26 protein-coding genes are annotated in these 23,250 nt (G+C 62.4%); 3 read left to right on the top strand and 23 right to left on the bottom strand.

Translation table 11 applies throughout. From position 1 onward, the window contains the following. Nucleotides 1-78: 78 nt before the first annotated feature. Both KB890_RS09960 and KB890_RS09955 read left to right on the top strand, forming a co-directional pair. The gene (locus KB890_RS09960; RefSeq protein ID WP_004177394.1) at nucleotides 79-519 is read left to right on the top strand and encodes a PTS sugar transporter subunit IIA; all 441 of its coding nucleotides are present in this window, start codon (nucleotides 79-81) and stop codon (nucleotides 517-519) included. A gap of 58 nt (nucleotides 520-577) precedes the next feature. Next, on the top strand, nucleotides 578-1,831 hold the full coding sequence (locus KB890_RS09955; RefSeq protein WP_004145907.1) for a polysaccharide deacetylase family protein: 1,254 nt from the start codon (nucleotides 578-580) through the stop codon (nucleotides 1,829-1,831). 35 nt (nucleotides 1,832-1,866) lie between these two features. Here KB890_RS09955 and panD read toward each other — a convergent pair whose 3' ends face one another. The 9 genes from panD to thpR all read right to left on the bottom strand — a co-directional run bounded on the left by panD (nucleotide 1,867) and on the right by thpR (nucleotide 8,862). Then, nucleotides 1,867-2,247 carry an aspartate 1-decarboxylase gene (gene panD, locus KB890_RS09950; RefSeq protein ID WP_002888834.1) on the bottom strand — a complete coding sequence of 127 codons (381 nt, stop codon included), beginning with the start codon at nucleotides 2,245-2,247 and terminating at the stop codon, nucleotides 1,867-1,869. A 92-nt stretch (nucleotides 2,248-2,339) separates the two neighbouring features. After that, a complete protein-coding gene (panC, locus tag KB890_RS09945) occupies nucleotides 2,340-3,194 on the bottom strand; it encodes a pantoate--beta-alanine ligase (RefSeq protein WP_002888835.1) in 855 nt (284 codons plus the stop codon). An 11-nt stretch (nucleotides 3,195-3,205) separates the two neighbouring features. Further along, on the bottom strand, nucleotides 3,206-3,997 hold the full coding sequence (gene panB / locus KB890_RS09940) for a 3-methyl-2-oxobutanoate hydroxymethyltransferase (RefSeq protein ID WP_002888841.1): 792 nt from the start codon (nucleotides 3,995-3,997) through the stop codon (nucleotides 3,206-3,208). Nucleotides 3,998-4,117: 120 nt separating this feature from the next. Further along, entirely contained in the window at nucleotides 4,118-4,597 is a 480-nt protein-coding gene (gene folK / locus KB890_RS09935; RefSeq protein WP_009485787.1) for a 2-amino-4-hydroxy-6-hydroxymethyldihydropteridine diphosphokinase, read from the bottom strand. Further along, a complete protein-coding gene (gene pcnB / locus KB890_RS09930) occupies nucleotides 4,594-5,988 on the bottom strand; it encodes a polynucleotide adenylyltransferase PcnB (RefSeq protein ID WP_071526609.1) in 1,395 nt (464 codons plus the stop codon). The genes folK and pcnB overlap by 4 nt, the downstream gene beginning before the upstream one ends. Nucleotides 5,989-6,050: 62 nt before the next feature. Continuing rightward, nucleotides 6,051-6,932, bottom strand: coding sequence for a tRNA glutamyl-Q(34) synthetase GluQRS (gene gluQRS, locus KB890_RS09925; protein WP_004145903.1), 882 nt, complete (start codon nucleotides 6,930-6,932; stop codon nucleotides 6,051-6,053). 59 nt (nucleotides 6,933-6,991) lie between these two features. Then, a complete protein-coding gene (gene dksA / locus KB890_RS09920; protein ID WP_002888845.1) occupies nucleotides 6,992-7,447 on the bottom strand; it encodes an RNA polymerase-binding protein DksA in 456 nt (151 codons plus the stop codon). 162 nt (nucleotides 7,448-7,609) lie between these two features. Beyond that, complete coding sequence (gene sfsA / locus KB890_RS09915) at nucleotides 7,610-8,326, bottom strand: DNA/RNA nuclease SfsA (RefSeq protein ID WP_020324420.1); 717 nt, start codon at nucleotides 8,324-8,326, stop codon at nucleotides 7,610-7,612. After that, nucleotides 8,326-8,862 (bottom strand): RNA 2',3'-cyclic phosphodiesterase, encoded by a 537-nt coding sequence (gene thpR, locus KB890_RS09910; protein WP_004177389.1) that lies wholly within the window; start codon nucleotides 8,860-8,862, stop codon nucleotides 8,326-8,328. The genes sfsA and thpR overlap by 1 nt, the downstream gene beginning before the upstream one ends. 72 nt (nucleotides 8,863-8,934) lie before the next feature. Here thpR and hrpB point away from each other — a divergent pair, with 72 nt between their 5' ends. Beyond that, on the top strand, nucleotides 8,935-11,364 hold the full coding sequence (gene hrpB / locus KB890_RS09905; protein ID WP_004177388.1) for an ATP-dependent helicase HrpB: 2,430 nt from the start codon (nucleotides 8,935-8,937) through the stop codon (nucleotides 11,362-11,364). 47 nt (nucleotides 11,365-11,411) lie between these two features. Here hrpB and KB890_RS09900 read toward each other — a convergent pair whose 3' ends face one another. Genes KB890_RS09900 through KB890_RS09835 form a run of 14 tightly spaced genes read right to left on the bottom strand, consistent with a single transcriptional unit; the run spans nucleotide 11,412 to nucleotide 23,152 of the window. Next, nucleotides 11,412-12,212, bottom strand: a complete 801-nt coding sequence (locus tag KB890_RS09900) for a prepilin peptidase (RefSeq protein ID WP_004145898.1) — start codon at nucleotides 12,210-12,212, stop codon at nucleotides 11,412-11,414. Further along, nucleotides 12,209-12,955: a type II secretion system protein N gene (locus KB890_RS09895; RefSeq protein WP_004178605.1), complete on the bottom strand. Its 747-nt coding sequence runs from the start codon at nucleotides 12,953-12,955 to the stop codon at nucleotides 12,209-12,211. Before KB890_RS09895 ends, KB890_RS09900 begins: the two co-directional genes overlap by 4 nt. Next, entirely contained in the window at nucleotides 12,945-13,430 is a 486-nt protein-coding gene (locus KB890_RS09890; protein WP_004145896.1) for a type II secretion system protein M, read from the bottom strand. The genes KB890_RS09895 and KB890_RS09890 overlap by 11 nt, the downstream gene beginning before the upstream one ends. Beyond that, nucleotides 13,423-14,616 (bottom strand): type II secretion system protein GspL, encoded by a 1,194-nt coding sequence (gene gspL, locus KB890_RS09885; protein ID WP_004194919.1) that lies wholly within the window; start codon nucleotides 14,614-14,616, stop codon nucleotides 13,423-13,425. Before gspL ends, KB890_RS09890 begins: the two co-directional genes overlap by 8 nt. After that, a complete protein-coding gene (gspK, locus tag KB890_RS09880) occupies nucleotides 14,603-15,589 on the bottom strand; it encodes a type II secretion system minor pseudopilin GspK (RefSeq protein ID WP_004178610.1) in 987 nt (328 codons plus the stop codon). Before gspK ends, gspL begins: the two co-directional genes overlap by 14 nt. Next, nucleotides 15,586-16,182, bottom strand: coding sequence for a type II secretion system minor pseudopilin GspJ (gspJ, locus tag KB890_RS09875; protein WP_004178612.1), 597 nt, complete (start codon nucleotides 16,180-16,182; stop codon nucleotides 15,586-15,588). The genes gspK and gspJ overlap by 4 nt, the downstream gene beginning before the upstream one ends. Further along, complete coding sequence (gspI, locus tag KB890_RS09870) at nucleotides 16,179-16,544, bottom strand: type II secretion system minor pseudopilin GspI (RefSeq protein ID WP_002889025.1); 366 nt, start codon at nucleotides 16,542-16,544, stop codon at nucleotides 16,179-16,181. Before gspI ends, gspJ begins: the two co-directional genes overlap by 4 nt. Further along, a complete protein-coding gene (gene gspH, locus KB890_RS09865; RefSeq protein WP_004194939.1) occupies nucleotides 16,541-17,056 on the bottom strand; it encodes a type II secretion system minor pseudopilin GspH in 516 nt (171 codons plus the stop codon). Before gspH ends, gspI begins: the two co-directional genes overlap by 4 nt. Further along, nucleotides 17,056-17,478 (bottom strand): type II secretion system major pseudopilin GspG, encoded by a 423-nt coding sequence (gspG, locus tag KB890_RS09860; RefSeq protein WP_002889054.1) that lies wholly within the window; start codon nucleotides 17,476-17,478, stop codon nucleotides 17,056-17,058. Before gspG ends, gspH begins: the two co-directional genes overlap by 1 nt. A 20-nt stretch (nucleotides 17,479-17,498) precedes the next feature. Further along, on the bottom strand, nucleotides 17,499-18,713 hold the full coding sequence (gene gspF / locus KB890_RS09855; RefSeq protein ID WP_004177382.1) for a type II secretion system inner membrane protein GspF: 1,215 nt from the start codon (nucleotides 18,711-18,713) through the stop codon (nucleotides 17,499-17,501). A gap of 1 nt (nucleotide 18,714) precedes the next feature. After that, nucleotides 18,715-20,208: a type II secretion system ATPase GspE gene (gene gspE, locus KB890_RS09850; protein ID WP_004145888.1), complete on the bottom strand. Its 1,494-nt coding sequence runs from the start codon at nucleotides 20,206-20,208 to the stop codon at nucleotides 18,715-18,717. Continuing rightward, nucleotides 20,205-22,178 carry a GspD family T2SS secretin variant PulD gene (gene pulD, locus KB890_RS09845; RefSeq protein WP_004194880.1) on the bottom strand — a complete coding sequence of 658 codons (1,974 nt, stop codon included), beginning with the start codon at nucleotides 22,176-22,178 and terminating at the stop codon, nucleotides 20,205-20,207. Before pulD ends, gspE begins: the two co-directional genes overlap by 4 nt. Nucleotides 22,179-22,187: 9 nt before the next feature. Next, nucleotides 22,188-23,030 carry a type II secretion system protein GspC gene (gene gspC / locus KB890_RS09840; protein ID WP_004177377.1) on the bottom strand — a complete coding sequence of 281 codons (843 nt, stop codon included), beginning with the start codon at nucleotides 23,028-23,030 and terminating at the stop codon, nucleotides 22,188-22,190. Then, the gene (locus tag KB890_RS09835; RefSeq protein ID WP_020324418.1) at nucleotides 23,015-23,152 is read right to left on the bottom strand and encodes a hypothetical protein; all 138 of its coding nucleotides are present in this window, start codon (nucleotides 23,150-23,152) and stop codon (nucleotides 23,015-23,017) included. The genes gspC and KB890_RS09835 overlap by 16 nt, the downstream gene beginning before the upstream one ends. Nucleotides 23,153-23,250: the final 98 nt, after the last annotated feature.

Raw genomic sequence — 23,250 nt, 5'->3', positions numbered from 1 at the left:
TAACCGCTTATCTTTGACTCCCATCACCGATACGTCATCTTCACCTTGCTACATTATTCGCTGGCTAAGGAGGGAAGCATGCTCGGATGGGTCATTACCTGTCACGATGAGCTGGCGCAGGAGATGCTGGATCGTCTTGAACAAAAGTTTGGTCCGCTGGCCCAGTGCCGGGCGGTCAATTACTGGCGCAATCTCAGCAGTAATATGTTGAGCCGGATGATGTGCGATGCGCTGCATGCCACCGACTCCGGGGACGGGGTCATTTTTCTCACTGACAAAACCGGTGCGGCGCCTTATCGGGCCGCGGCGCTGATGAGCCACAAACATACCCACTGCGAAGTGATCTCCGGCGTCAGCTATCCACTCCTTGAGCGAATGTATCTCCTGCGAGGCACGTTAAGCAGCGTGGCGTTTCGCCAGGCGATCGTCAGCGCGGGCGGGCCGATGGTGAGCAGCCTGTGGCATCAGCAGCAGAAGAACCCCCCGTTCCGGTTGCGCCATGATGCCTGGGGAAATTAAGCAGCGGGACAGATACCGCTTTTGTTACAATAACCGCCGTTGATGGTATAACGGTTTGATGCGTATGCTTGCCCGATTTTTGACCCTGCTTCTTTTCCTGACCTCACTCAGCGCCTCCGCCAGCCTGCTTAGCCAGCAGGGAAAGGCTGTGCGCTATATGCAAACCACCGAAGACGCGGTCATCTGGGCGCAGGTGGGAAACCATGTGGTCAGCGTCGGCAATGTTCGTGCCGGGCAGATCCTCGCAGTCGTCCCGACGGCGGCTGACTACTATGAGTTTCGTTTCGGCTTTGGCACCGGGTTTATTGATAAAGGGCATCTCGAGCCGGTGCAGGGCAAGCAGCGGGTGGAGGACCGTTTGGGGGATCTTAATAAACCGCTGAGTAACCAAAATTTACTCACCTGGAAAGATACACCGCTCTATGACGCTCCCTCGGTAAGCAGCGCGCCGTTCGGCACGCTGGCCAACAATCTGCGCTATCCGATCCTCAGCAAGCTGAAGGACCGGCTCAATCAGACCTGGTTTCAGATCCGCATTGGCGACCGGCTGGCGTGGGTCAGTAGTCTGGACGCGCAGGAGGATCACGGTATTCCCGTGCTGACCTATCACCATATTCTGCGCGATGAAGAGAACACCCGTTTTCGTCATACGTCGACCACCACCTCGGTTCGCGCCTTCACGAATCAGATGACCTGGCTGCGCGATCAGGGCTATACCACGCTGACCCTGTATCAGCTGGAAGGCTATGTGCGTAATAAAATCAATCTCCCGGCGCGGGCGGTGGCGATCACTTTCGATGATGGCTTGAAATCGGTGAACCGCTACGCCTATCCGGTGCTGAAACAGTACGGTTTCCATGCCACCGCGTTTATTATCTCCTCGCGTATTAAGCGCCATCCGCAGAAGTGGGATCCGAAATCCCTGCAGTTTATGAGCATTTCCGAGCTACGCCAGATCCAGGACGTCTTTGATATTCAGTCGCATACTCACTTCCTGCATCGGGTTGACGCCGGCCGGCGGCCGATTTTATTCAGTCGCAATTACCATAATATTCTGTTTGATTTCGCCCGCTCGCGCCGGGCGCTGAGCCAGTTTAATCCGCACGTTCTCTACCTTTCCTATCCCTTCGGCGGCTATAACGCTACGGCGGTGCAGGCGGCGAATGACGCCGGGTTTCATATGGCGGTAACGACGGTGCGTGGGAAGGTGAAGCCGGGGGACAATCCGTTTCTGTTAAAGCGGTTATATATCTTACGCACGGATTCGCTGGAGACGATGTCGCGGCTGATCAGTAACCAGCCGCAGGGGTAATACCGACGCTGCGCCTGAGCGCAGCGTCGCGGCCATCAGGCGACCTGTACCGGAATAGCTTTCGCCTGGCGCTTCATTTCGTTGTCGCCTTCGAAGTAGGCGATGTTAGGCTGCCAGCTGCGCGCCTCTTCGTCCGACATGGTAACGAAGCTGGCGATGATCAAAATATCGCCGACGCTGGCGCAGTGCGCGGCGGCGCCGTTAACGGAGATGATCCGGGAGCCCCGCTCGGCGGCAATGGCGTAGGTGGAGAAACGGTTGCCGTTGGTGACGTTCCAGAGGTGAATAGTTTCATTCTCCAGAATACCGGCCGCATCCAGGAAGTCCTGGTCAATGGCGCAAGAACCTTCATAGTGCAGGTCCGCCTGCGTGACTTTTACGCGGTGGAGCTTGCCCTGCAGCATATTACGCATCATAACTTCTACCCTTCAACCTTAATGTAGCAGAGCGGACACGGCGCCCGCCCTGAGAAAAGCCCGGGCAGTATTGCCCGATTTTTACCCGCTGTCTACTGAGCGAGCGTGACGATCCGGTTGTCGATCAGGCGAGCCTGCCCCAGCCAGGCGGCCATCAGGATCACCGCGCGCTGGCTGGCATCGGTCAGCTCAAGCAGGGTGTCGGCATCGCGGATCTGAATGTCGTCGGCGCGGAAGCCTTTCTCATTCAGCTCCTGTTCAGCGATAGCGATGATCTCATCGAGCTGCCGATCGCCGGCGGCCAGCTTTTCCGCCACCGCGCTCAGCACTTTATACAGACCAGGCGCGATTTTGCGCTGGTCGGCGGTCAGGTAGCCGTTACGCGAACTCAGCGCCAGGCCATCTTTCGCGCGGACGATCGGCACGCCGATGATCTCAATGTCGTAGCCCATATCGGCGACCATCTTGCGGATCAGCGCCAACTGCTGGAAGTCTTTCTCGCCGAAGCAGGCGACGTCTGGTTGAACAAGGTTGAACAGCTTACTGACGATGGTCGACACGCCGCGGAAATGGCCCGGGCGGCTGGCGCCTTCGAGCATGGTGGATAATCCCGGAACGTCGACGTAGGTCTGGCCTTCAGTACCCTGGGGGTACACTTCCGCCGGCGTCGGCGCGAAGACAAAGTCGACATGACGTTTGTTCAGCTTTTCGCAATCATCCTGTAAGGTGCGCGGGTAGCGCGCCAGGTCGTCGACGCGGTCAAACTGCATCGGATTGACGAAAATACTGACCACCACCACGTCCGCACTGGCTTTGGCTTCATCAACCAGCTTCATATGACCATCATGCAGGTTGCCCATCGTCGGGACCAACGCGATACGCTTACCCTCCTGACGCAGACGGCGGATATGCTGCCGCAGCAGCAGTACGGATTCAATAATCAGCACAACAAGACTCCTTAATGGAAACTGTGTTCTTCGCCCGGATAGACTCCGGATTCGACTTCGGCAATATACTGCCGCACCGCGGCGCGGATGTCGCCCGCTTCGGCAAGGAAATTCTTGGCAAATTTAGGAATGTGGCCGCCGGTAATGCCGAAAGCGTCATGCATCACGAGGATTTGCCCGTCGGTGACATTGCCCGCGCCGATGCCGATCACTGGAATGGTCAGAGCGTCGGTGATGCGCTTCGCCAGTTCAACCGGCACGCACTCCAGGACCAACAGCTGCGCACCCGCCGCCTCCAGCGCTAACGCGTCTTCAAACAGGGTCTGCGCCGCATCGCCGCGACCCTGCACTTTATACCCACCGAATACGTTCACCGACTGCGGCGTCAGGCCAAGATGGCCGCAAACCGGCACCGCGCGCTCCGCCAGCATCCTCACGGTGTCGGCCAGCCAGGCGCCGCCCTCGAGTTTGACCATATTGGCGCCAGCGCGCATCACGATGGCGGCATTTGCAAAGGTCTGCTCGGGGGTGGCATAGGCCATGAACGGCAGGTCGGCAAGCAGCAGGCTGTTTGGCGCGCCGCGGCGGACGGCGCGGGTGTGATAGGCGATATCTTCCACGGTAACCGGCAGGGTGGAGTCGTGACCCTGCACCGTCATTCCCAGCGAGTCGCCTACCAGCAGCACATTTATGCCTTCATCGGCGAACAGCTTCGCGAAGCTGTGATCGTAGGCGGTAATGGTGGCAAAGCGCTTCTTTTCCTGTTTGCATTTCTGCAGCAGGGCAATGGTGGTCGGTTTCATAACATTTCCTGATGATGAAAGTCATATTAACCGGCATTCTAACAGCAGCATTCAGAGGGGCAATGATTTTGGGCAACCGATTACGACGATCGCCGCAAATGCTAAAAAAGGAAGAGGGGATTACCAGCTGGCGGGCTTTGCCGCGCCGAGATTATCCAGCACGGCGCGCAGCGCCGGGCCGTCAGGAAAGTGAAGGTCCGGGGCGATCTCGAACAGCGGCCAGAGCATAAAGCCGCGGTTTTTCATATCGTAGTGCGGAACGGTCAGGCGCTCGCTGTTAATGACAGCATCGCCAAACAGCATGATATCGAGGTCCAGCGTGCGCGGCCCCCAGCGTTCGGCTTTGCGCACTCGCCCCTGCTGCAGTTCGATGCGCTGAGTATGATCGAGCAGCGTCTCGGGGGGCAGGGCGGTTTCCAGCGCAACGGCGGCGTTGAGATAGTCCGGCTGATCCTGCGGGCCCAGCGGCGGCGTGCGGTAGAACGAAGAGACGGCGACCACGCGGCTGTGCGGAATTTCGCCCAGGGCGCGGATAGCCGCCTGTACCTGCTCCAGTGGAGAAGCAAGGTTGCTGCCAAGAGCGATATAGACCAGAGTCATGCGCTACCCTGGCGCGGCGCGCGCTTGCGCGGACGACGGTGACGACGGCGCGGCGCCGGATCGTCCCCGAGGTCGTTGAGCATATCTTTTTGCGCCGGCGGCGCGGCGACCTGGAATTCGCCCCACCATTTGGTCAGGCGCTGCAGTTCGTGGTTGTTCTCGGCGCCGGCGCGTAGCTCCAGCAGGTCATAGGCGGCGCGGAATTTCGGATGCTCCATCAGCTTCCAGGCGCGTTTGCCCTGACGACGGGACATGCGCAGCTGCAGCTGCCAGATATCACGAATAAGGGTGGTGATGCGCTTAGGGATCGCCAGCGTACGGCAGGCTTCGTCCAGCACATCGTTCATCGCCAGGGCGAAGGCGTCGTAGTACGCCAGGCCGCTCTCCTGAGCGATTTTTTGCGCCGTCTCCAGCAGCGGATACCAAAACATCACCGCGAAGAGGAAGGCCGGATTGACGCGCATATCGTTATGAATGCGGGTATCGGTATTCTTCAGCACCTGGCTGATGATCCGCTCCATCGGGCTGTCGCCGCGCTCGGTAAAGTAGCGGGTGATGGTCGGGAACAGCGGCTGGAACAGGCTGTATTCCCGCAGCAGCATGTAGGTCTGGTAGCCATACCCGGCCTGCAGCAGCTTGAGCACTTCTTCGAACAGACGCGCCGGAGGCACATCGTGGAGCAGGGCGGCCAGGCGCGGCAGCGGTTCAGCCGTTTCCGGGCTGATGGTCATATTGAGCTTGGCAGCAAAGCGCACCGCGCGCAGCATGCGCACTGGATCCTCGCGATAGCGGGTTTCCGGATTGCCGATCAGACGGATCACGCCGTCCTGCAGATCCTTCATGCCGCCGACGTAGTCGCGAACGGTAAAGTCCGCCACGCTGTAATAGAGGCTGTTGATAGTGAAGTCGCGACGCTGGGCATCCTCCTCGATCGAGCCGAAGATGTTGTCGCGCAGCAGCATGCCGTTCTGGCCCCGCTGGGAGGTGACGCGATCGGTGGTATGCCCTTCGTGATGGCCACGGAAGGTGGCGACCTCAATGATTTCCGGCCCGAACATCACATGCGCCAGGCGGAAACGTCGCCCAACCAGACGGCAGTTGCGGAACAGCTTGCGTACCTGATCCGGCGTGGCGTTGGTGGTAACGTCAAAATCTTTTGGCTTTTTGCCAAGCAGCAGGTCGCGGACGCCGCCGCCGACCAGCCAGGATTCGTAGCCCGCCTTGTTGAGGCGGTACATGACCTTGAGGGCGTTTTCACTGATATCTTTGCGGGAAATAGCATGCTGCTCACGCGGGATCACCGTCATAGGCGTTGGTTCGACGGCGGCTTCTGCCTCGCGCTCCTCACGGCTTAGCACCTTACGGCAAAAATTAGCGACTCGGGTAAAAATGGTGCACCTCGTAGTGTCAGACGGACTTCAGATCAACTGTACAGTGTAAAAATAGCGGCTAATCATAGCTCAGCGGGAGCCATTTGAGAATGCTCGATTTTCGCCGGCTGCCAGTTGGCGACGGCCTGGGCGAGTAAATCATCGATGCTCAGGGCCTGCCACTCCTCGGGGATCGCCTGATTCAGAAAGCGGAGCGCCCGGACGATTTCGGGGCGCGGATCGCCTTCCGGCAGCGCCGGCGCGTGGTTTTGTTTAGAGAGTTTATTGCCGTCGCCATTGAGAGCCAGCGGCAGATGGAGGTAATCCGGCGCCTGCCAGCCAAAATGCTGATACAGCGAAATCTGCCGCACCGTCGGCTCAATCAGGTCTGCGCCGCGGACAATCTCGGTGATCCCCTGAAAGTGGTCGTCGACCACCACCGCCAGGTTGTAGGCGAACAGCCCGTCGCGACGGTGGATAATAAAATCCTCACGCGCCAGCGGCTCATTGGCGATGAGCGTGCCGCGCAGACGGTCGCTAAACTGCAGCACCGGACGGGTTTGGCGCAGGCGCAGCGCGGCGTTTTCCGCCCCCAGCCCGAGGTCGCGGCAGTGGCCGTCGTAGATCCCGCCCACGGCGTGGATCCGCGCGCGGGTGCAAGTGCAGTAATAGCTCAGCCCTTGCTCGCCCAGCCACGTCAGCGCCTCGCGGTAGGCTTCGTGCCGTTGCGACTGCCACAGCACGTCGCCATCCCAGTGCAGACCGTAGTGGTCAAGCTGGCGCAGGATGGTATCGGCGGCACCGGGGACTTCGCGCGGCGGGTCGATATCTTCAATACGAACACGCCAGATGCCCTGGTTCGCGCGGGCTTGCAGGTAGCTGCCGAGCGCGGCGATCAGAGAGCCGAAGTGGAGTTCGCCGGAGGGGGAGGGGGCGAAGCGCCCTATATAGCGTGAGTCAGTCATGGTACGGACAACAGAACCAGGCGGGAGAGACTCCCGCCAGAGAGTGAGGCAGCAGGGGATTAGCCCGCCATCTGTTTTTCGCGAATTTCCGCCAGGGTTTTGCAGTCAATGCACAGATCCGCTGTCGGACGCGCTTCCAGACGGCGAATGCCGATCTCCACGCCGCAGGATTCGCAGTAGCCGAAGTCTTCGTCTTCAACTTTTTTCAGCGTTTTCTCGATCTTTTTGATCAGTTTACGTTCGCGGTCGCGGTTACGCAGTTCCAGGCTGAACTCTTCTTCCTGGGCGGCACGGTCTACCGGGTCCGGGAAGTTAGCTGCTTCATCCTGCATGTGCGATACGGTGCGATCCACTTCATCCCTGAGTTGATTACGCCATGCTTCAAGAATACGCTTGAAGTGCGCCAGCTGGGCTTCGTTCATATACTCTTCGCCCGGTTTCTCTTGGTACGGCTCCACCCCAGCGATGGCGAGAATACTCAGGGACGATGTTTTACGGTTTTGCCCTTCTTGCATGTTGCTTCTCCTTAACACGCACTATCGATCCCCATGTGGGGGAAAATCAGGCCGCTATAAATAGCAGATGCTTTTCCGGATAGCAATTATCTAAACGTTACACTTGACAACCCTGTGAAGAAAAGCGTATTCGCGCTTGCGACCCGAACACTATTTAGCCACTTATTTACCGGGGTTTAACACCACGGCGATCGGCTTATTCAGAGTCATCCTCGTCGTAGAAAGTTCCGCTTTCCAGGCGAGAATTTCCACCCCCTTGTCCTGGGCTTCTGTTAACAGCTGTGCGTATCTGGCATCAATATGATGCGCGGGAGAAAAACGGTCAATTGCCGAATGCAGGACGGCAAATAAAATCACCGCGCGGTCGCCATTTGCCGCGACGGCCATCAGTTCCCGCAGATGCTTCTGACCGCGCGTGGTCACCGCATCGGGAAAATAACCGTATTCTTTCTCCGCCAACGTAACCGATTTCACTTCAATATAGCAGTTTTGTCGGTCATCTGCCTGTAACATAATATCGATACGGCTATTCTCTTCGCCATATTTCACTTCGCTTTTCAGCTGGTTATAGCCTGAAAGTTCAGGAATTATTCCGGCGGAAATCGCCTCTTTCGCCAAAGAATTCGCGCGCAGCGTATTGACGCAAATAACTGCGCCCTGCTGGGTTTCAGTTAATTCCCAGGAGTGGGCATATTTGCGCTTCGCATTGTCTGAGGTGGAATACCAGACGGTGTCGCCCGGGGCGGCGCAGCCGGTCATCGCCCCGGTATTCGGGCAGTGGAGCGTCAGCTCGCGGCCATCGGGGGTGACCACGTCAGCAAGAAATCGTTTGTAACGTTTAAGCAAAATGGCGGGCTGCAACGGCGGATCAAACTGCATCAACTTTCCTTATCAAACGGATAACGTTCCAGCGCCGTGTAGCGCGTGCGCCCACGGCTAAAGCTGGACTCATAGAGCACGAACTCGTTCACCGGAAATGTCCAGCGAAAGCCGGGGGCCGGGATCGGCACCGCCTGGCGAGCATCGCGCCACAGGGTAATATGCGGGTGAAACGGCTGCGGGCTCTGATAGCAGCCGCTGCGCGCCGCCTGAGCGCGCAACATGCTGGCGAGCTGCAGCAGGCCGCGCGGCGGCTGGCGGGTTCCGAGCCACACCACTCGCGAACGTAGCCACTGTCCGGCATCGTCCAGCGTCAGGGTAAAGCCCGGCTGGCGCAGCCGGCCAGCGAGAGCGGCCAGCGCCCGCTGTTTTTCCGCGCTCACCTCGCCGAGAAACGCCAGCGTCAGATGAAGATTATCCGCCGCGACGGGCCTGCCGGCATCTTCGGGGAAGTGCGTTGCCCGCCACTGGACAATCTGCTTCTGGACGGCAGACGGCAGTTCAAGCGCAAAAAACAGCCTTTTCGGCTCAGACATGATAGAGACTCGGTAATGAATTAGGGGGATGCTACAATGCGAACCCCTGAATGTTAACCCCCGGAGCCTTTTGTGTCCTCATTGCCGGTTGCCGCTGTCCTTCCAGAACTGTTATCCGCCCTGCAGCATGCGCCGCAGGTTTTGCTCAACGCGCCGACCGGCGCCGGGAAGTCGACCTGGCTGCCGCTGCAGATCCTCGCCGAGGGCAACATCGCGGGACGCATTATCCTGCTCGAGCCGAGGCGCCTGGCGGCGCGTAATGTCGCGCAGCGGCTGGCTGAACTGCTTGGCGAAAAGCCGGGGGAGACCGTGGGTTTCCGCATGCGCGCCGAAACCTGCGTCGGACCGCAGACCCGCCTGGAGGTGGTTACGGAGGGGATCCTGACGCGCATGATCCAGCGCGATCCGGAGCTGACGGGCGTGGGGCTGGTGATCCTCGATGAGTTTCACGAGCGCAGCCTGCAGGCGGATCTGGCCCTGGCCCTGCTGCTCGACGTCCAGCAGGGGTTACGTGACGATCTCAAGCTGCTGATCATGTCGGCGACCCTCGATAACGATCGCCTGCAGCGTCTGCTGCCGGAGGCGCCGGTGGTGGTCTCGGAGGGGCGCGCTTATCCGGTGGAGCGTCGCTTCAGCCCGCTCTCCGCGCACCAGCGTTTTGATGAGGCTGTGGCGGTAGCGGCGGCGGAGCTCCTGCGGCATGAACAGGGATCGATGCTGCTGTTTCTGCCCGGCGTCGGCGAGATCCAGCGCGTTCTGGAACAGCTGACGGAGCGCGTGGCGGAGGATGTCATTCTCTGCCCGCTGTATGGCGCGTTGCCCTTAAGCGAACAGCGCAAAGCGATCCTCCCGGCGCCGGCCGGGAAGCGCAAAGTGGTGCTGGCCACCAATATTGCCGAGACCAGTTTGACCATCGAGGGGATCCGCCTGGTGGTCGACAGCGCCCAGGAGCGGGTCGCCCGCTTTGACCCGCGCACCGGCCTGACCCGGCTGGTGACGCAGCGCATCAGCCAGGCATCGATGACGCAGCGTGCCGGACGCGCCGGTCGTCTCTCCCCGGGGATCTGCCTGCATTTGCTCGGCAAAGAACAGGCGGAACGGGCGGCGGCGCAGAGCGAGCCGGAGATCCTGCACAGCGATCTGTCGGCGCTGTTGCTGGAGCTGCTGCAGTGGGGCTGCCACGATCCGGCCGCGCTGGCCTGGCTGGATCAGCCGCCCGCGGTCAATCTGGCCGCCGCGCGTCGCCTGCTGGAGGCGCTGTCGGCGCTGGACGGCGAGCGGCTGTCGGCGTTTGGCCGCAAAATGGCAGCGCTTGGCAACGAGCCGCGGCTGGCGGCGATGCTGGCCGCCGCGCAGACCGATGACGAGGCGGCGACAGCGGCAAAGCTGGCGGCGATCCTCGAGGAGCCGCCGCGCGGCGGACTGGTGGATTTGGGGGCCGTCTTTTCCCGTCAGCAGGCCAACTGGCAGCAGCGAGCGCAGCAGCTGATGAAACGCCTGGCCCGCCGCGGCGGCCAGCCCGATGCCGGGCTAATGGCGGGGCTGCTGGCGTCGGCCTTCGCCGATCGCATCGCCCGCCGCCGCGGTCAGGAGGGGCGCTACCAGCTGGCGAACGGCATGGGCGCGATGCTGGACGCCGACGACGCGCTGGGCCGTCATGAATGGCTTATCGCTCCGCTGCTGCTGCAGGGCAGCGCTTCGCCGGATGCCCGCATGCTGTTGGCTCTGCCAGTGGAAATCGGCGAGCTGATCGCCGCCCGCCCTGAACTGGCGAAAAGTTCCGACACGGTGGAGTGGGATGAAGCGCAGGGGACGCTGAAAGCCTGGCGGCGGACGGTGATCGGCCAGTTGGTGATCAAGACCCAGCCGCTGGCGAAGCCCTCTGAGGCAGAGCTGCATCAGGCGATGCTCAACGGTATTCGTGAGAAAGGCCTCGGGGTGCTCAACTGGACGCCAGAGGCTGAGCAGCTGCGCCTGCGGCTGCACTGTGCGGCGCAGTGGCTGCCGGAAGAGGCATGGCCCGCAGTGGATGACGCTTCGCTGCTGGCCTCGCTGGAGACATGGCTGCTGCCGCAGATGAACGGCGTTCATTCCCTGCGGGCGCTGAAGGCGCTGGATCTGCGTCAGGCGCTACAGGACTGGCTGCCATGGCCGCTGCGCCAGAAGCTGGATCGCGAGCTGCCGACGCACTATACCGTGCCGACCGGCAGCCGCCTGGCGATCCGATACCATGCGGAGAACCCGCCAGCGCTGGCGGTGCGTATGCAGGAGATGTTCGGCGAGGCCACGACGCCGGTGATCGCCGAGGGGCGGGTGCCGCTGGTGCTGGAGCTGCTGTCGCCTGCCCAGCGTCCGCTGCAGATCACCCGCGATCTGAGCGCCTTCTGGCAAGGGAGCTACCGCGAGGTGCAGAAAGAGATGAAGGGACGCTATCCGAAGCACGTCTGGCCGGACGATCCGGCCAACGCCGCCCCGACCCGCCGCAGCAAAAAATACTCGTAGCCGCCGCTGCCGGGCGGCATCCTGCCCGGCCAGTCGGATCGCAAACGCTAGACCATCTGCTGCCAGAGAAAAATACCCCCGCCGGCCAGCGCCAGCCAGGGGCCGAAGGCCAGCGGCTGCTGCAGCGACTGCCGGGTCCACAGGCGTTGCAGTAGGGTCCACACCAGCCCGCTGGCCGAAGCGAGCAACAGCACCTGCGGCAGAACCTGCCAGCCGCACCAGGCGCCCAGCGCCGCCAGCAGCTTAAAATCGCCATAGCCCAGCGCCTCTTTCCCGGTCAGCAGGCGGAACAGCCAGTAGACCGACCACAGCGCCAGATAACCGGCCATCGCCCCGGCGACCGCATCCGGCAGGGCAATGTACACCTCGTTAAGATTGAACAGCAGCCCGGCCCACAGCAGGGGCAGAGTCAGGCGATCGGGCAGCAGCTGGGTCCGGGCGTCAATCCGCGCCAGTATCAGCAGGAACGAGAGCAGCACCAGGCCGCCCGCCAGCGGCAGGCCCGGCGCCAGCAAAGCTCCGGCGAGGATAAACAGCAGGCCGGTGGCCAGCTCGGTCAGCGGATAGCTCCACGCGATGGGCGCCTGACAGCAGCGGGCGCGACGGCCCAGCCAGAGGAAACTGAGCAGCGGGATATTGTCCCGCCAGGCGATCGGCTGGCGGCACTGCGGGCATGAAGAGCCCGGGGTGCTGAGGGTTATCCGCTCGTCGTCCGCGGTCTGGGTCAACATGCGCGGCAGACGATAGATCACCACATTGTAAAAGCTGCCCAGCGCCAGGCCGAACAGCAGTAGAAAGCCATACCAGACAAAGGGAAAGTGCAGCGATAACGCGGCTAGTGTCGTCATTTTTGCTCCTGTGGTAACCATTTTCCCTGCAGCTGCCACGGCGTCGGGCCCGGGGCGTTATTCGCTGTCGGGCGCGTGACCAGCAGCGCCAGCAGCGGCGGCATCCCCTGCCGGGGCTGTAGCGTGCCGCGAAACAGATAGCGGCCATCGGGCGACAGAGTCCCCTGGCCGCTGAGGCTCAGCTGATGAGAGTCCTGACGGAGAGTCAGCGCCACGGCGCCGTCCTCCGTACAGCGGAAGGTGCCATTAACCTGGGCCAGCTCCAGGCTGCCGACCGGAGAGTGCAGTCGGGCCTGCCGCCACTGCGCGCCTCCGGCGATGATATGCCGGCAGCGTCCGTCGCTGAACCGCCCTTCGGTCAGGCTGAAGGTGACCTCCCCCGCGGCCTTGACGGGCATAGTCGACATCAACCAGCGGCTGAGCAGGCTGGCGGGGGCGGTGAGCCGCCCCTCCTGTAGGCGCAGATCGCGAAGGCCCCACAGCCGGGCCTGACCCATCACGCCGCGGGGATCGCTGAGAGAGACCTGCCAGCCCGCCAGGGTCAGCGACCACGCCAGTCGTTCAAGCCGTTCCCCATGCCAGTAGACCGGTTGCGCCGCGCCGCGCCAGACGCTGCCGCTAAATTGCCCCACCTGTACGCCGGGCGGCAGCATGGGAGCCAGCAGGCGCGCCGGAGCGGTGGCGGTGAGCCACAACAGATAGAGGACCAGCAGCAGTCCGCCCGCGATCCAGTTAGCCTTCATCGTCGCGCTCCAGCAGCAGATGGTTGACCGTGACCCAGCCGGGCCGCGATGGCTGCCCGGTCACGGACAGCGAGATCGCGTTGACGCCGCGCATCGCCGGAGCGTCCAGCCAGTCGATCAGCGCCTGGAAAGCGCAGGGCTGAAGGGTGATCTGCAGACGTTTTCCCTGCGGCTGCAGGCGGACGACCGTCAGTCCGTGGCTCGCCGCCTCGCGCATCACCAGCGCGGTGAGCGCCTCTTTTGCCGCCGGCGCGGGCTGCTGGCTGAGCTGCTGCAGGCGCGGAGCCTGCTCCGTCATCCAGCGCAGGCTGGCCTGCTCTTTCACCAGGGTTTGCCGCCACTGCGCCTCGCGGGCTCGCCAGGGCTGCCACAGCCCATACCAGAAGGCGCATGCCGCCAGCAGCCCTGTCAGACCAAGCAACAGGCGCTGCTCCGACGGCGTGCGCTGCCGCCACCAGATAAGCAGATTAGCCATCGTTTTCCTCCAGCGTCAGTTGTCCCTCAATGCTATCCGGTTTCGTGATCATGTCGCCCGGCCGGACGCGAAACCGCGGCTGCGCCCGCTGGGTAAACTGCTCCAGCGCCCGGGAAGAGACCGCGGCGATATCCAGCTGCAGACGATTGCCCGCGGCATCCCAGCTCAGCGCTCGCAGACGGATCCCCGGCGTTTCGCTGAGGATGTTTTGCAAGGCGCTGAGGCGGTCGACGAGGGGGGCATGCTGCGCCTGACGGGTGAGGGTTTGCAGGTGCTGCTGCATCTGCAGTCGCGGGTTAATCACCTTTTTCTCCGTCGGAAACCAGCGGTGATAGAAGGCCCGGCTGGCCTGTTGCGCCGCCTCGGCCTGACGCGCCAGATCGCGATGGTCCAGCACGCTGTTTGCCCCTGCCAGTAACGCCAGAGCCAGCGCGGCATACCGCGCCGGACGCCAGCTCGCCTGCGCAGACCGCCGCCGGACGGCGAACTCCCCCTGCAGCAGACTGAGTTTCTGCGCTGCCGGATGGCGTGCGGCAAGTGTCAGCAATGTCTGCGCAGGCTGCTCCCGCCAGACGCCCGGCGCCGCGGGCGGCGGCGAATAGCTGTCGATGACGTGCTCTTCCGCCTCGCTCTGCAGCAGCTCCGTCAGCCAGACGTTTTCCGCCGCCATGCCGCCCCACGGCTGGTGGCGGATCAGCCACTGCTCGTCCACCTGCACCGCGCTCCACGCCGGCGGTTGCCAGGGCAGGGCCAGCACGTCGGGCGTCAACGCCAGGGGCTGTAAGGAGAGCGATTCGCAGCGCGCCAGCCAGTCGCGCATTTTTTGCCGCTGTACGGCGACGATCTCGCACTGGGCCTGCTGGCGGTGGAGCAGAGCAAAATGGGTGGCTTCCACATCGTCTGCCAGCTGCTCTTCCAGCAGAAACGGGGCCACCTGCAGCGGCGGTTTACGCAGGCCCGCCGGTAGGGTGAGCGAGTGAAACGCGCAGTCGCTGGCCGGGATCAGCACCCAGGCCGGGTACTGCTCAGCCAGCGCCGGGAAAGGGCTGGCGTCGTCAGTCGGCCACCGGCCGCTGGCCTCGTGGTGCGGCTCGCCGGGGGCGAAGAGTTGCCAGTGCAGCGGCGCCTGCGCGGCGGCGAGGCGCACGATCAGCATGGCCTGGGGAGAAGCATTAATCTTGTTCATCGACCACCATAGAGAGTCCATATCGCCGCTGGACGACGGTAAACGTGCGCCCCGATTGTTGCAGGACGCTGTGCAGCTGAAAGCGGAGATTGCCAGTCACCACGGTAAAAGCGGCGATAAAGCGTGCGCTGTGCACCGTCAGCCAGGGACGGGCAAGCGTGGTATCGGTTTTCTGCAGCGTCGGCTGCGCGAGAAAGGCGGCGACGCTGCTCCACCCGGTTCGCGGGCGGTTGTGCAGCAGCTGTTGCGCCTCCTGCAGCGTCAGATCGCCGGGAAAGAGGGCCACCAGCAGGGCGGCCTGGGAGGGGCGCAGGGTGTTGACATTGACCTGCAGCGCGTCATCCGGCTGGACGCAGACGAAGGGGAGCAGGCGCTGATAGAGCGCGGCGTCCATCCCGGCCAGCAGGCGCAACTCGCTGACATCCTGCATCGGCTGGTTGGCGGCGAGATAGCCCGGGGTTTGCGCCATATAGACCTCGTCCTCCGCCCCGTTCAGCCGCGGCTGGCCGTCGCTGTCCGTCCAGTCGCCAAGGGCGGCGGCGATCTGGCTGGCGCGCAGCGGCGGCTCGCCGAGCAGCGCCAGCAGCCGAACGAAGACGTCGGTCGGGTAGGGCGTTCCGTCGCCAGCCTCATCCGCGCGATGGTCAATAGCATTGAGGTTGAAGCAGGCGTGCCCGTCGCGGATCGTGGCGCGGATTTCGCCATCGTCGAGGGTAAAACGGCGCCCCTCCTGCGCCCAGGTTTGCGCCAGATTCGTTTGACTGGGCGAGTCCAGCGCATCGCGTTGCAGCAGCGCGGCGGCCATGTTTTCCGCCGCCAGGGCGTACCATCTGGCCTGCAAATTATCGAGGGTCACGGCGGTATGCTGATACATGACCGCGGTGCGCTCGGTCATGGCGCTGGCGAGGATCATCATCAGGGCGAGGATGAACAGCACCATCAGGAGCGCGACGCCGCGTTGCCGATTTATCACTGGCCGCCTCCCGGGGTGAGTAAAAACAGGCGGGTTATCTCCCCGCTGTTCGCCAGCGTCAGGGTGATCTCCAGCCCCTGCGGCAGCCTCTGCGGGCGGTCCCAGGTTTCCTGCCAGCGCCCGTCGGCGTAAAACCGCAGGCGAAACGCCGTGACCTCGCGCAGCAGCACCCGGACCGTCGGCTGGCTGCCGGTCAGCGGATCCTGTTGATCGAAGCTCAGACGTTCAAACTGCTGCTGGCGCAGACGGTAGCTGACGTTCTGGATCTCCGAGCGCGGGAGGATCCCCAGCGGGTTTGGCCAGCCGCTGCGGCTGAAGGCCAGTCCCCAGTCGTCGCTCTGCAACTGGAAACGTCCGGCGAAGAAAAACGTGTCGCTGTTTCTGGCGCGACGGGGAATGATGTGGGTGACATCGTCGGCTATCTGGCGAAAGGCGCGCTGGAGGGCCGCGATCTGCTGGCTTTTCTCGCGGGTCAGGCCATCGGCGCGGATGACGTTCTGCAGCACCATCACGGCGGCGGCGCTGAGGACGGCGAGGATAGCCAGCGCCAGCAGCGTTTCAATCAGAGTGAAACCGCGCATTTTCGTTATCATGGCGGCGTCACCCAGGTGCGCAGGGTGGCCAGCGGCGCGGGATCGCTTTTTTGCCGCCGGACCTCCACGTCCAGCGCCCGCAGCTGCGGCAGCGCGGTTTCCACTCCCTGCCAGCGGACAAACCAGCGCGTCCCGGCGGCCTCCACGGTGGTTTCAGACCAGCTGAGGGCAGGCCAGCGTTTCTCCAGCCGCAGCTGCACCAGCTGGTTATCCGCCAGCCAGCTGGCGAGGATTTTCTCTTCCATACGCCCGAGCTGGCGCGTCTGCTGCAGGGTGGACTGCATCACCGCCAGGCCGGCGAGGGCGAAAATCACCAGCGCGACCATCACTTCGATAAGCGTCATTCCGGCTTCACGCTTCATGGCTGCTCCCGCGCCGCCAGCGGCTGGCTGTCGCCCTGGGCGTCGACGTTGATGCCCATCGCGGCGTCAATCCGCAGCTGAAACGGCGTGACTTCACCGCCGGGAAAAATAAGCACGTCGGGCTGCTCGCCCGGCGTCCACGCCTGGCCGTCGGGAAAGCGCAGCGTCAGCCTGGCCCGCGGGAGGGTTTCCGCCGTGGCGACGCGTCCGGCCTGCAGCGGCAGCCACTGCGCGTTGCCCCACCGGTCGTCAGCCGCCGCCGGGGCGCTATCGTCGGCAGGTTGCAGGCGCATAAACTGCCAGCGCTCAGGGTGGATGATAATGCCGAAGAGCTGACCGGTTTGCTGCCCGCGCTCGCGGACAAAATCCAGTTGCGCCTGAAAGCGCGCCAGGATCTGTGTGGCCTCCTGGGTGCGGGCGGAGGGAAACGCCAGCAGCACCATGCTGGCGCTGACGCCGATCAGCAGCAGGACCAGCATCATCTCCAGGAGGGTGAAACCGCGCTGAGACACTATTTCTTCCCGAGGGTCCAGTTGCCGATATCGTCATTGGTGTCGGGCATCCCGTCCGGGCCGACGCTGAAGACGTCGATGGCGCCATGCTGACCCGGGCTTAACAGCTGATACTCATTTCCCCACGGGTCCTGCGGCAGACGGCGGATATAGCCGCCTTCCGGGTAGTTGCGGGCGTGCGGCTCGGCGGCCGGGGCGGTCACCAGCGCCTGCAGTCCCTGTTCGGTGTTGGGGTAGCGGCTGTTGTCGAGTTTATACATGTCCAGCGCTCCCTCGAGCGCCACCAGATCGCTGACCACCTTCTGGCGGTCCGCTTTCTCCTTGTTGCCCATCAGGTTAGGCACCACCAGGCTGGCGAGAATGCCGAGAATGACGATCACCACCATAATTTCCAGTAACGTGAAACCGCGTTGCCGTTGCATAGTTTTCTCCATTAATACAGTTACATACTCATAAGGGTGTTCAGTTGCAGGATCGGCTGCAGGATGGCCAGCACGATAAACAGCACCATGCCGGCCATGGTGACCACCAGCAGAGGCTCAAACAGGCTGAGGGCCATCTGGATCTGCGCGCTCAGCTCCCGGTCCTGGTTCTCCGCCGCGCGCTCCAGCATGGCGGTCAGTTCGCCGCTCTGTTCGCCGCTGGCGATCATGTAGCGCATCATCGGCGGAAACAGGGCGGTGGATTCCAGCGCCCGATGCAGACTGACGCCTTCGCGTACCGATTCGCTGGCCGCCGCCAGCTGGCTGCGCGCCCAGGCGTTGCTGAGGACGTCGGCGCTGATGCGCATCGACAGCAGCAGCGGCACTGCGCTGGCATTGAGAATGCTTAAGGTGCGGGCGTAGCGCGCGCTGTTGACGCTGCGGGCCACGCGGCCGATGACCGGCAGGCGCAGCAGCGCCCGGTCCCAGGCGAGCCGCCGGGCGGGCTGGCGCAGCAGATAGCGCAGCGCCAGCAGCGCCAGTAACGACAGCAGCGCCAGCCAGGGGCCCGCGCTGCGCACGATGTCGCTCAGGCTCATTAGCAGCCGGGTAGAGAAGGGCAGGGCCTGTTTAAGATGGACAAACTGCTCAACGACTTTCGGGACTACGGTGGAGAGCAGAATGGCGATCACGCTGATAGCGACCAGCGTCAGTACGATGGGGTAGATCATCGCCTGCAGCAGGCGGGCGCGGAGCTGCTGGCGCTGCTCGGTATAGTCAGCAAGCCGGTTCAGTACGCCGTCGAGATGGCCGGAGGTTTCGCCGGCCGCCACCATGGCGCAGAACAGCCCGTCGAAGCAGGCGGGATAGCCGCGCATCGCCTCCGCCAGCGAGTGGCCTTCGAGCACTTTGCTGCGCACCCCGGCCATTAACGTTCTTAGCGACGGCTTTTCGCACTGCTGGGCGACGGCATCGAGCGCCTTTTCCAGCGGGATCCCGGCGGCAACCAGAGTCGCCAGCTGGCGGGTGAGCAGGGCTAAATCACCGGCGCTGGTACGCCGGGTAAGGGATCCGCCGGCCCACAGTCGCCGCGCCGGGTCGGCAGTTGTCACTTCCAGCGCCAGCCAGCCCTTGTCCCGCAGCAGCTGGCGGGCGTGGCGGGCGGAGTCGGCCTGCTGAAGGCCGCGGCGGGTTTTGCCCTGCGCGTCCAGCGCCTGATAGCGAAACAGGGCCATCTTAGACGCTTTCCGTCGTTTGCTGTTCGGTGACCCGCATCACCTCCTCCCAGCTGGTGATCCCCGCCAGCGCTTTGTCGCGTCCGGCATGACGCAGGGTTTGCCAGGCTGGCCCCAGCTGCTGGATCAGGGTGATCTCATTCTCGCCGCGGTGGATGGCGGCGCGCACGCGATCGTCGATTAGCAGCAGTTCATGGATCCCGGTACGCCCGCGATAGCCGATGAAATTACACTCCGGACAGCCTTTGGGCTGCCACAACCGCGCGCCGACCGGGACCGCCATCTGCCGGGCGGTGTTGGCATCCGCCTGCCAGGGCTGACGGCAGTGTGGGCACAGTTGGCGCACCAGCCGCTGCGACATCACCGCCAGCAGCGAGGTGGAGAGTAAAAAAGGTTCCACGCCCATATCCTGTAGACGGGAAATGGCGCCCAGCGCGCTGTTGGTGTGCAGGGTCGACAGCACCAGGTGCCCGGTCAGCGAGGCCTGAACGGCGATCTGGGCGGTTTCGCCATCGCGGATTTCGCCCACCAGCACTACGTCCGGATCCTGGCGCAGGATGGCACGCAGGCCGCGGGCGAAGGTCATCTCGACTTTGGCGTTGACCTGGGTCTGGCCTATGCCCTCCAGCTCATACTCCACCGGATCTTCAATGGTCATGATGTTGCGCTCCCGGGCGTCGAGGCGGCTGAGGGCGGCGTAGAGCGTCGTGCTTTTCCCGGAGCCGGTCGGACCGGTGACCAGGATGATGCCGTGCGGGCGGGCGATCAGCGCATCGACCCGATCGAGCAGGGCGGGCGGCATGCCCAGCGTCAGCAGATCCAGGTTGACGCTGTTTTTGTCCAGCAGACGCAGGACGACGCGTTCGCCGTGGCTGGAGGGCAGGGTGGAGACGCGCACGTCGATTGCTCGCCCGCCGATGCGCAGCGCCATGCGGCCATCCTGAGGGACCCGCTTTTCGGCAATGTCCAGACTGGCCATCACCTTGATGCGCGAAATTAACAGGGCGGCCAGCCGCCGCTGCGGGCGCAGAATTTCGCGCAGCACGCCGTCGACGCGAAAGCGGATCTGCAGATGGCGCTCGTAGGTTTCGATATGAATATCCGAGGCTTTCTCTTTGATGGCCTCGGTGAGCATGGCGTTGATCAGGCGGATGATCGGCGCGTCGTCCTCGCTGTCGAGCAGATCGTCGGTGTCCGGCAGCTCTTCGGCGAGGGTATAGAGGTCGAGCTCGTTGCCGATGTCGGCCATCATGCGGTGCGCCTCCGCCGAATCACGCTGATAGCTGAGCACCAGCACTTTCTCGAACGCGTCCGGCGCCAGACGGCTGACGCGCATCGGGCCGTCCGCCAGGCGGCGCGCTTCCAGCAGCGCCCGGGCGGCGGTATCGGGGCGGCACAGCGCTTCGCAGCGTTCACCGTCGCTGAGCAGCACAAGATGGTGCGCGCGGGCCCAGGCGAAGGGCAACAGCGGACGGCGTTCGGCGGCTGGCGTCATGGGCGGCCTCCGAGATTGAAGGCGTCAATGGCGGCGCTGACCTGGCGGAAAGCCTGGGTCTCCTGCTGCGGATAGATATGCAGCAGGTCGTTGCTGAGCGACGCTTCGCTGCTTTCTTTACCCCGCTGTTTAGTTTGCGCATTGTTGAAGGCGGTGTACTGGCCGGAAGAAGCCTGGCGGTACTCATCGCGATCGCGAATGATGGTCGGGCGGATAAACAGCATCAGGTTGCGTTTCGACACTTTCTTGCTGTCGGAGCGGAACAGGGCGCCGATCACCGGGATATCCCCGAGCAGCGGCACTTTGTCAGCGGTATCGGTGACGGTTTTATCCAGCAGCCCGCCAACCACCACCGTTTCGCCGCTGCCGACCAGCACGGCGTTATTCACCGTCCGGGTATTGAAGGTCGCCCCGAGATCGCTGCTGGTGCTGGAGGCCGAGTCGGCAACGCTCGATACCTCCTGCTCAATCTCCAGCAGCACGGCATCGCCTTCGTTAATCTGCGGCTTCACCTTCAGTTTAATGCCGACGGTTTTGCGCTCGACGGTATTGAAGATGTTGTCGCCGGAGGTGGTTTGCGAGCCGGTTAATACCGGAACTTCCTGGCCGACGTTAAAAGTGGCTTGCATGTTATCGAGGGTGACGATGCTGGGGGTGGCCAGAATATCGTTCTTGGTACTGCTGGAGAGGGCGGTGAGCAGCATCGCCCAGTTCCCCTGATAGAAGCCGGCGGCGATACCGTTAAACGAGCCGAGGGCGCTGGCCAGCGAGCTGCTGATGGTACCGTCTTTGTTGTACTGGTTGGCACCGGCGATAGCCGTCGATATCGGCAAACCGCTGTTGGTGAACTGCGTCATGCCGGCGTTTTTGTTTGCCCACTGGATACCGAGATTAAGGCCATCGGCATCCTGCACTTCGGCAATAATCGCCTCCACCAGCACCTGCGGGCGGCGGATATCGAGCTGGGCGATCACCCGCTCAAGATCGTTCATCACGTCCGGCGCCGCGGTGACGATCAGGGCGTTGGTCTGGCCGTGGGCTTTGATAATAATATTTTTGTCGATCGCGGCCACTGGCCTGGCGCTTTGCTTGTCGCTCTGCAGCGAGCTGCTGATCCCGGTCAGAACCTCCACCAGATCGGCGGCTTTGGCGTACTTCAGGTAGATCACTTTGGTGTTACCCTGTACCGCCTGCTGGCGGTCGAGCTGTTTGATCATGGCGATGATGCGCTGGCGCGAGTTTGGTTCGCCGCTCACCAGTACCGCGTTGGTGCGCTCATCGGCCACCACGTTCGCCACCATCGAGCCCGGCAGCGCCGACTTGCTGGTATCTTTATTAAGCTCGGTAACCAGTTTGACTACTTCCGCGGCGGAGGCCCAGGAAAGGGGCACGGTCACCACGCTGCGATCCCCGGCGTTGTCGACGCGCTCGACAATGGTCAGCAGGCGTTTGATAACCGCCGCGCGGCCGGTCATCAGCAGTACGTTGGAGGGCTCATAATGGACCACGCTGCCGGCGCCAGCGTTATCGTTCAGCTGGCGGAGCAGCGGGGCGAGATCGCGGGCGGCGACGTTGGTCAGGGGCACCACCCGGGTGACCACTTCATCGCCTTCGCCCGGCGCGGCCGCGCTGGCGACCGGCACGGCCGAGGTCTTGGCGTCTTTGGCGCGGACCACTTTTAGCACGCCGTTATTCATATTGATCACGGCGAAGCCATATACATCCAGCACGCTGAGGAAGAATTGATAATATTGTTCTTCATTGAGCATATCGTAACTGCGCACGGTGATAGTGCCGCGTACGCTGGGATCGATAATCACCGTTTTATTCAGGTTTTTGCTGACGGTATTGATAAATTCCTGGATATCGGTGCCTTTAAAACTGGCGGAAAATTCCTCCGCGGCGGCCGGAGAAAATAGCAGCGGGGTTAATATCAGCAGCGCAGGCAGCATTTTTCGCAGGCGTTTCATGGTTGGCAATTATTCATCCCCCAGCGCGAAAGCAATATCGTGTCGTTGGCCTTCCCGCTCAACGGTTAGCGTTATTTCGGTCATGTCGGCCAGATTCTGCAGCGCCTGTTGCGCTTGCTCCTGGTCGCGTAAATCGATGCCGTTTAAGGCAATCGCCAAATCATTTGCCTGCAGGCCGGACTGGCGAAACAGCGAGGCGTCTTTGCCTGGGTTCAGCCGATAACCCAGCAGTTTGTCGCCGCTGAGTACCGGCGAAATAGATAAATAAGTGAGGATATTTTGCGGCTGTTCGCGGAGTCGCTTCACGAGGGGCGGGTTGCCCGCGGCGGTGGGCGGCGGCGACGGCGCGCGACTGTCGTTAAATAATAAAATGGCCTCTTTGCGCCCCTGATAGTTGACGATGATCCGGTCAGGCAGAATGGCGGCGATCCGCGCATCATACCCTGGGAGGGGATCGCCCGTGCTAAGGCTAACCTGCTGATTTCCCTTTTCGATAATAGCGATGGAGCGCGCCGGGTTGCTGCTGGCGAGTAGCCCGGCCAGGCGTAGCTTCAGGCTGGAAACCGGCACCTGATTGAGACTGGCAGCATCCGTTGGCGTGGGGCTATTTTTCACCGCCAGGCCAAACAGGGTAAATGCGGGCCGCACATTTTTTAATTCCGGATCTGCCGCCGGAGGCATGGTTAACGGTAGGGCGGAAATATCCTCAGGACTCACAGGGAATACCACGCGCCAGGTTAATTTCGCCAGCTGTGGGATAGCGGTTATTAATATGATGAGCGTCACAATTTGTGGTAATAATTTAATTATCCCTTTATTTATATTTGTTAACCTCATCACAGAAACTGGCATTTTAATTCCTTTGCTAATTTATTTTTCTGCACGTTGGCGTAATACCCTACCGAAACAGGTAGGTGATTATTGGCTTTTGAATTAGTTATTGCCGGAGAGTGGCGATAAGCGTGGCGAATCATAATCAGTTTGCGGTTTCGGGTCGTCATTCCCTTTATTGATTTACTCCCCCGGCTTCCTACGCCCCCCGCTCATTTGTGGGGGATGATTGCGCCTGGGA

Source organism: Klebsiella sp. P1954, assembly GCF_018199955.1.
GTDB lineage: Bacteria > Pseudomonadota > Gammaproteobacteria > Enterobacterales > Enterobacteriaceae > Klebsiella > Klebsiella pneumoniae.
This window is presented reverse-complemented; position numbering and strand designations above follow the sequence as displayed.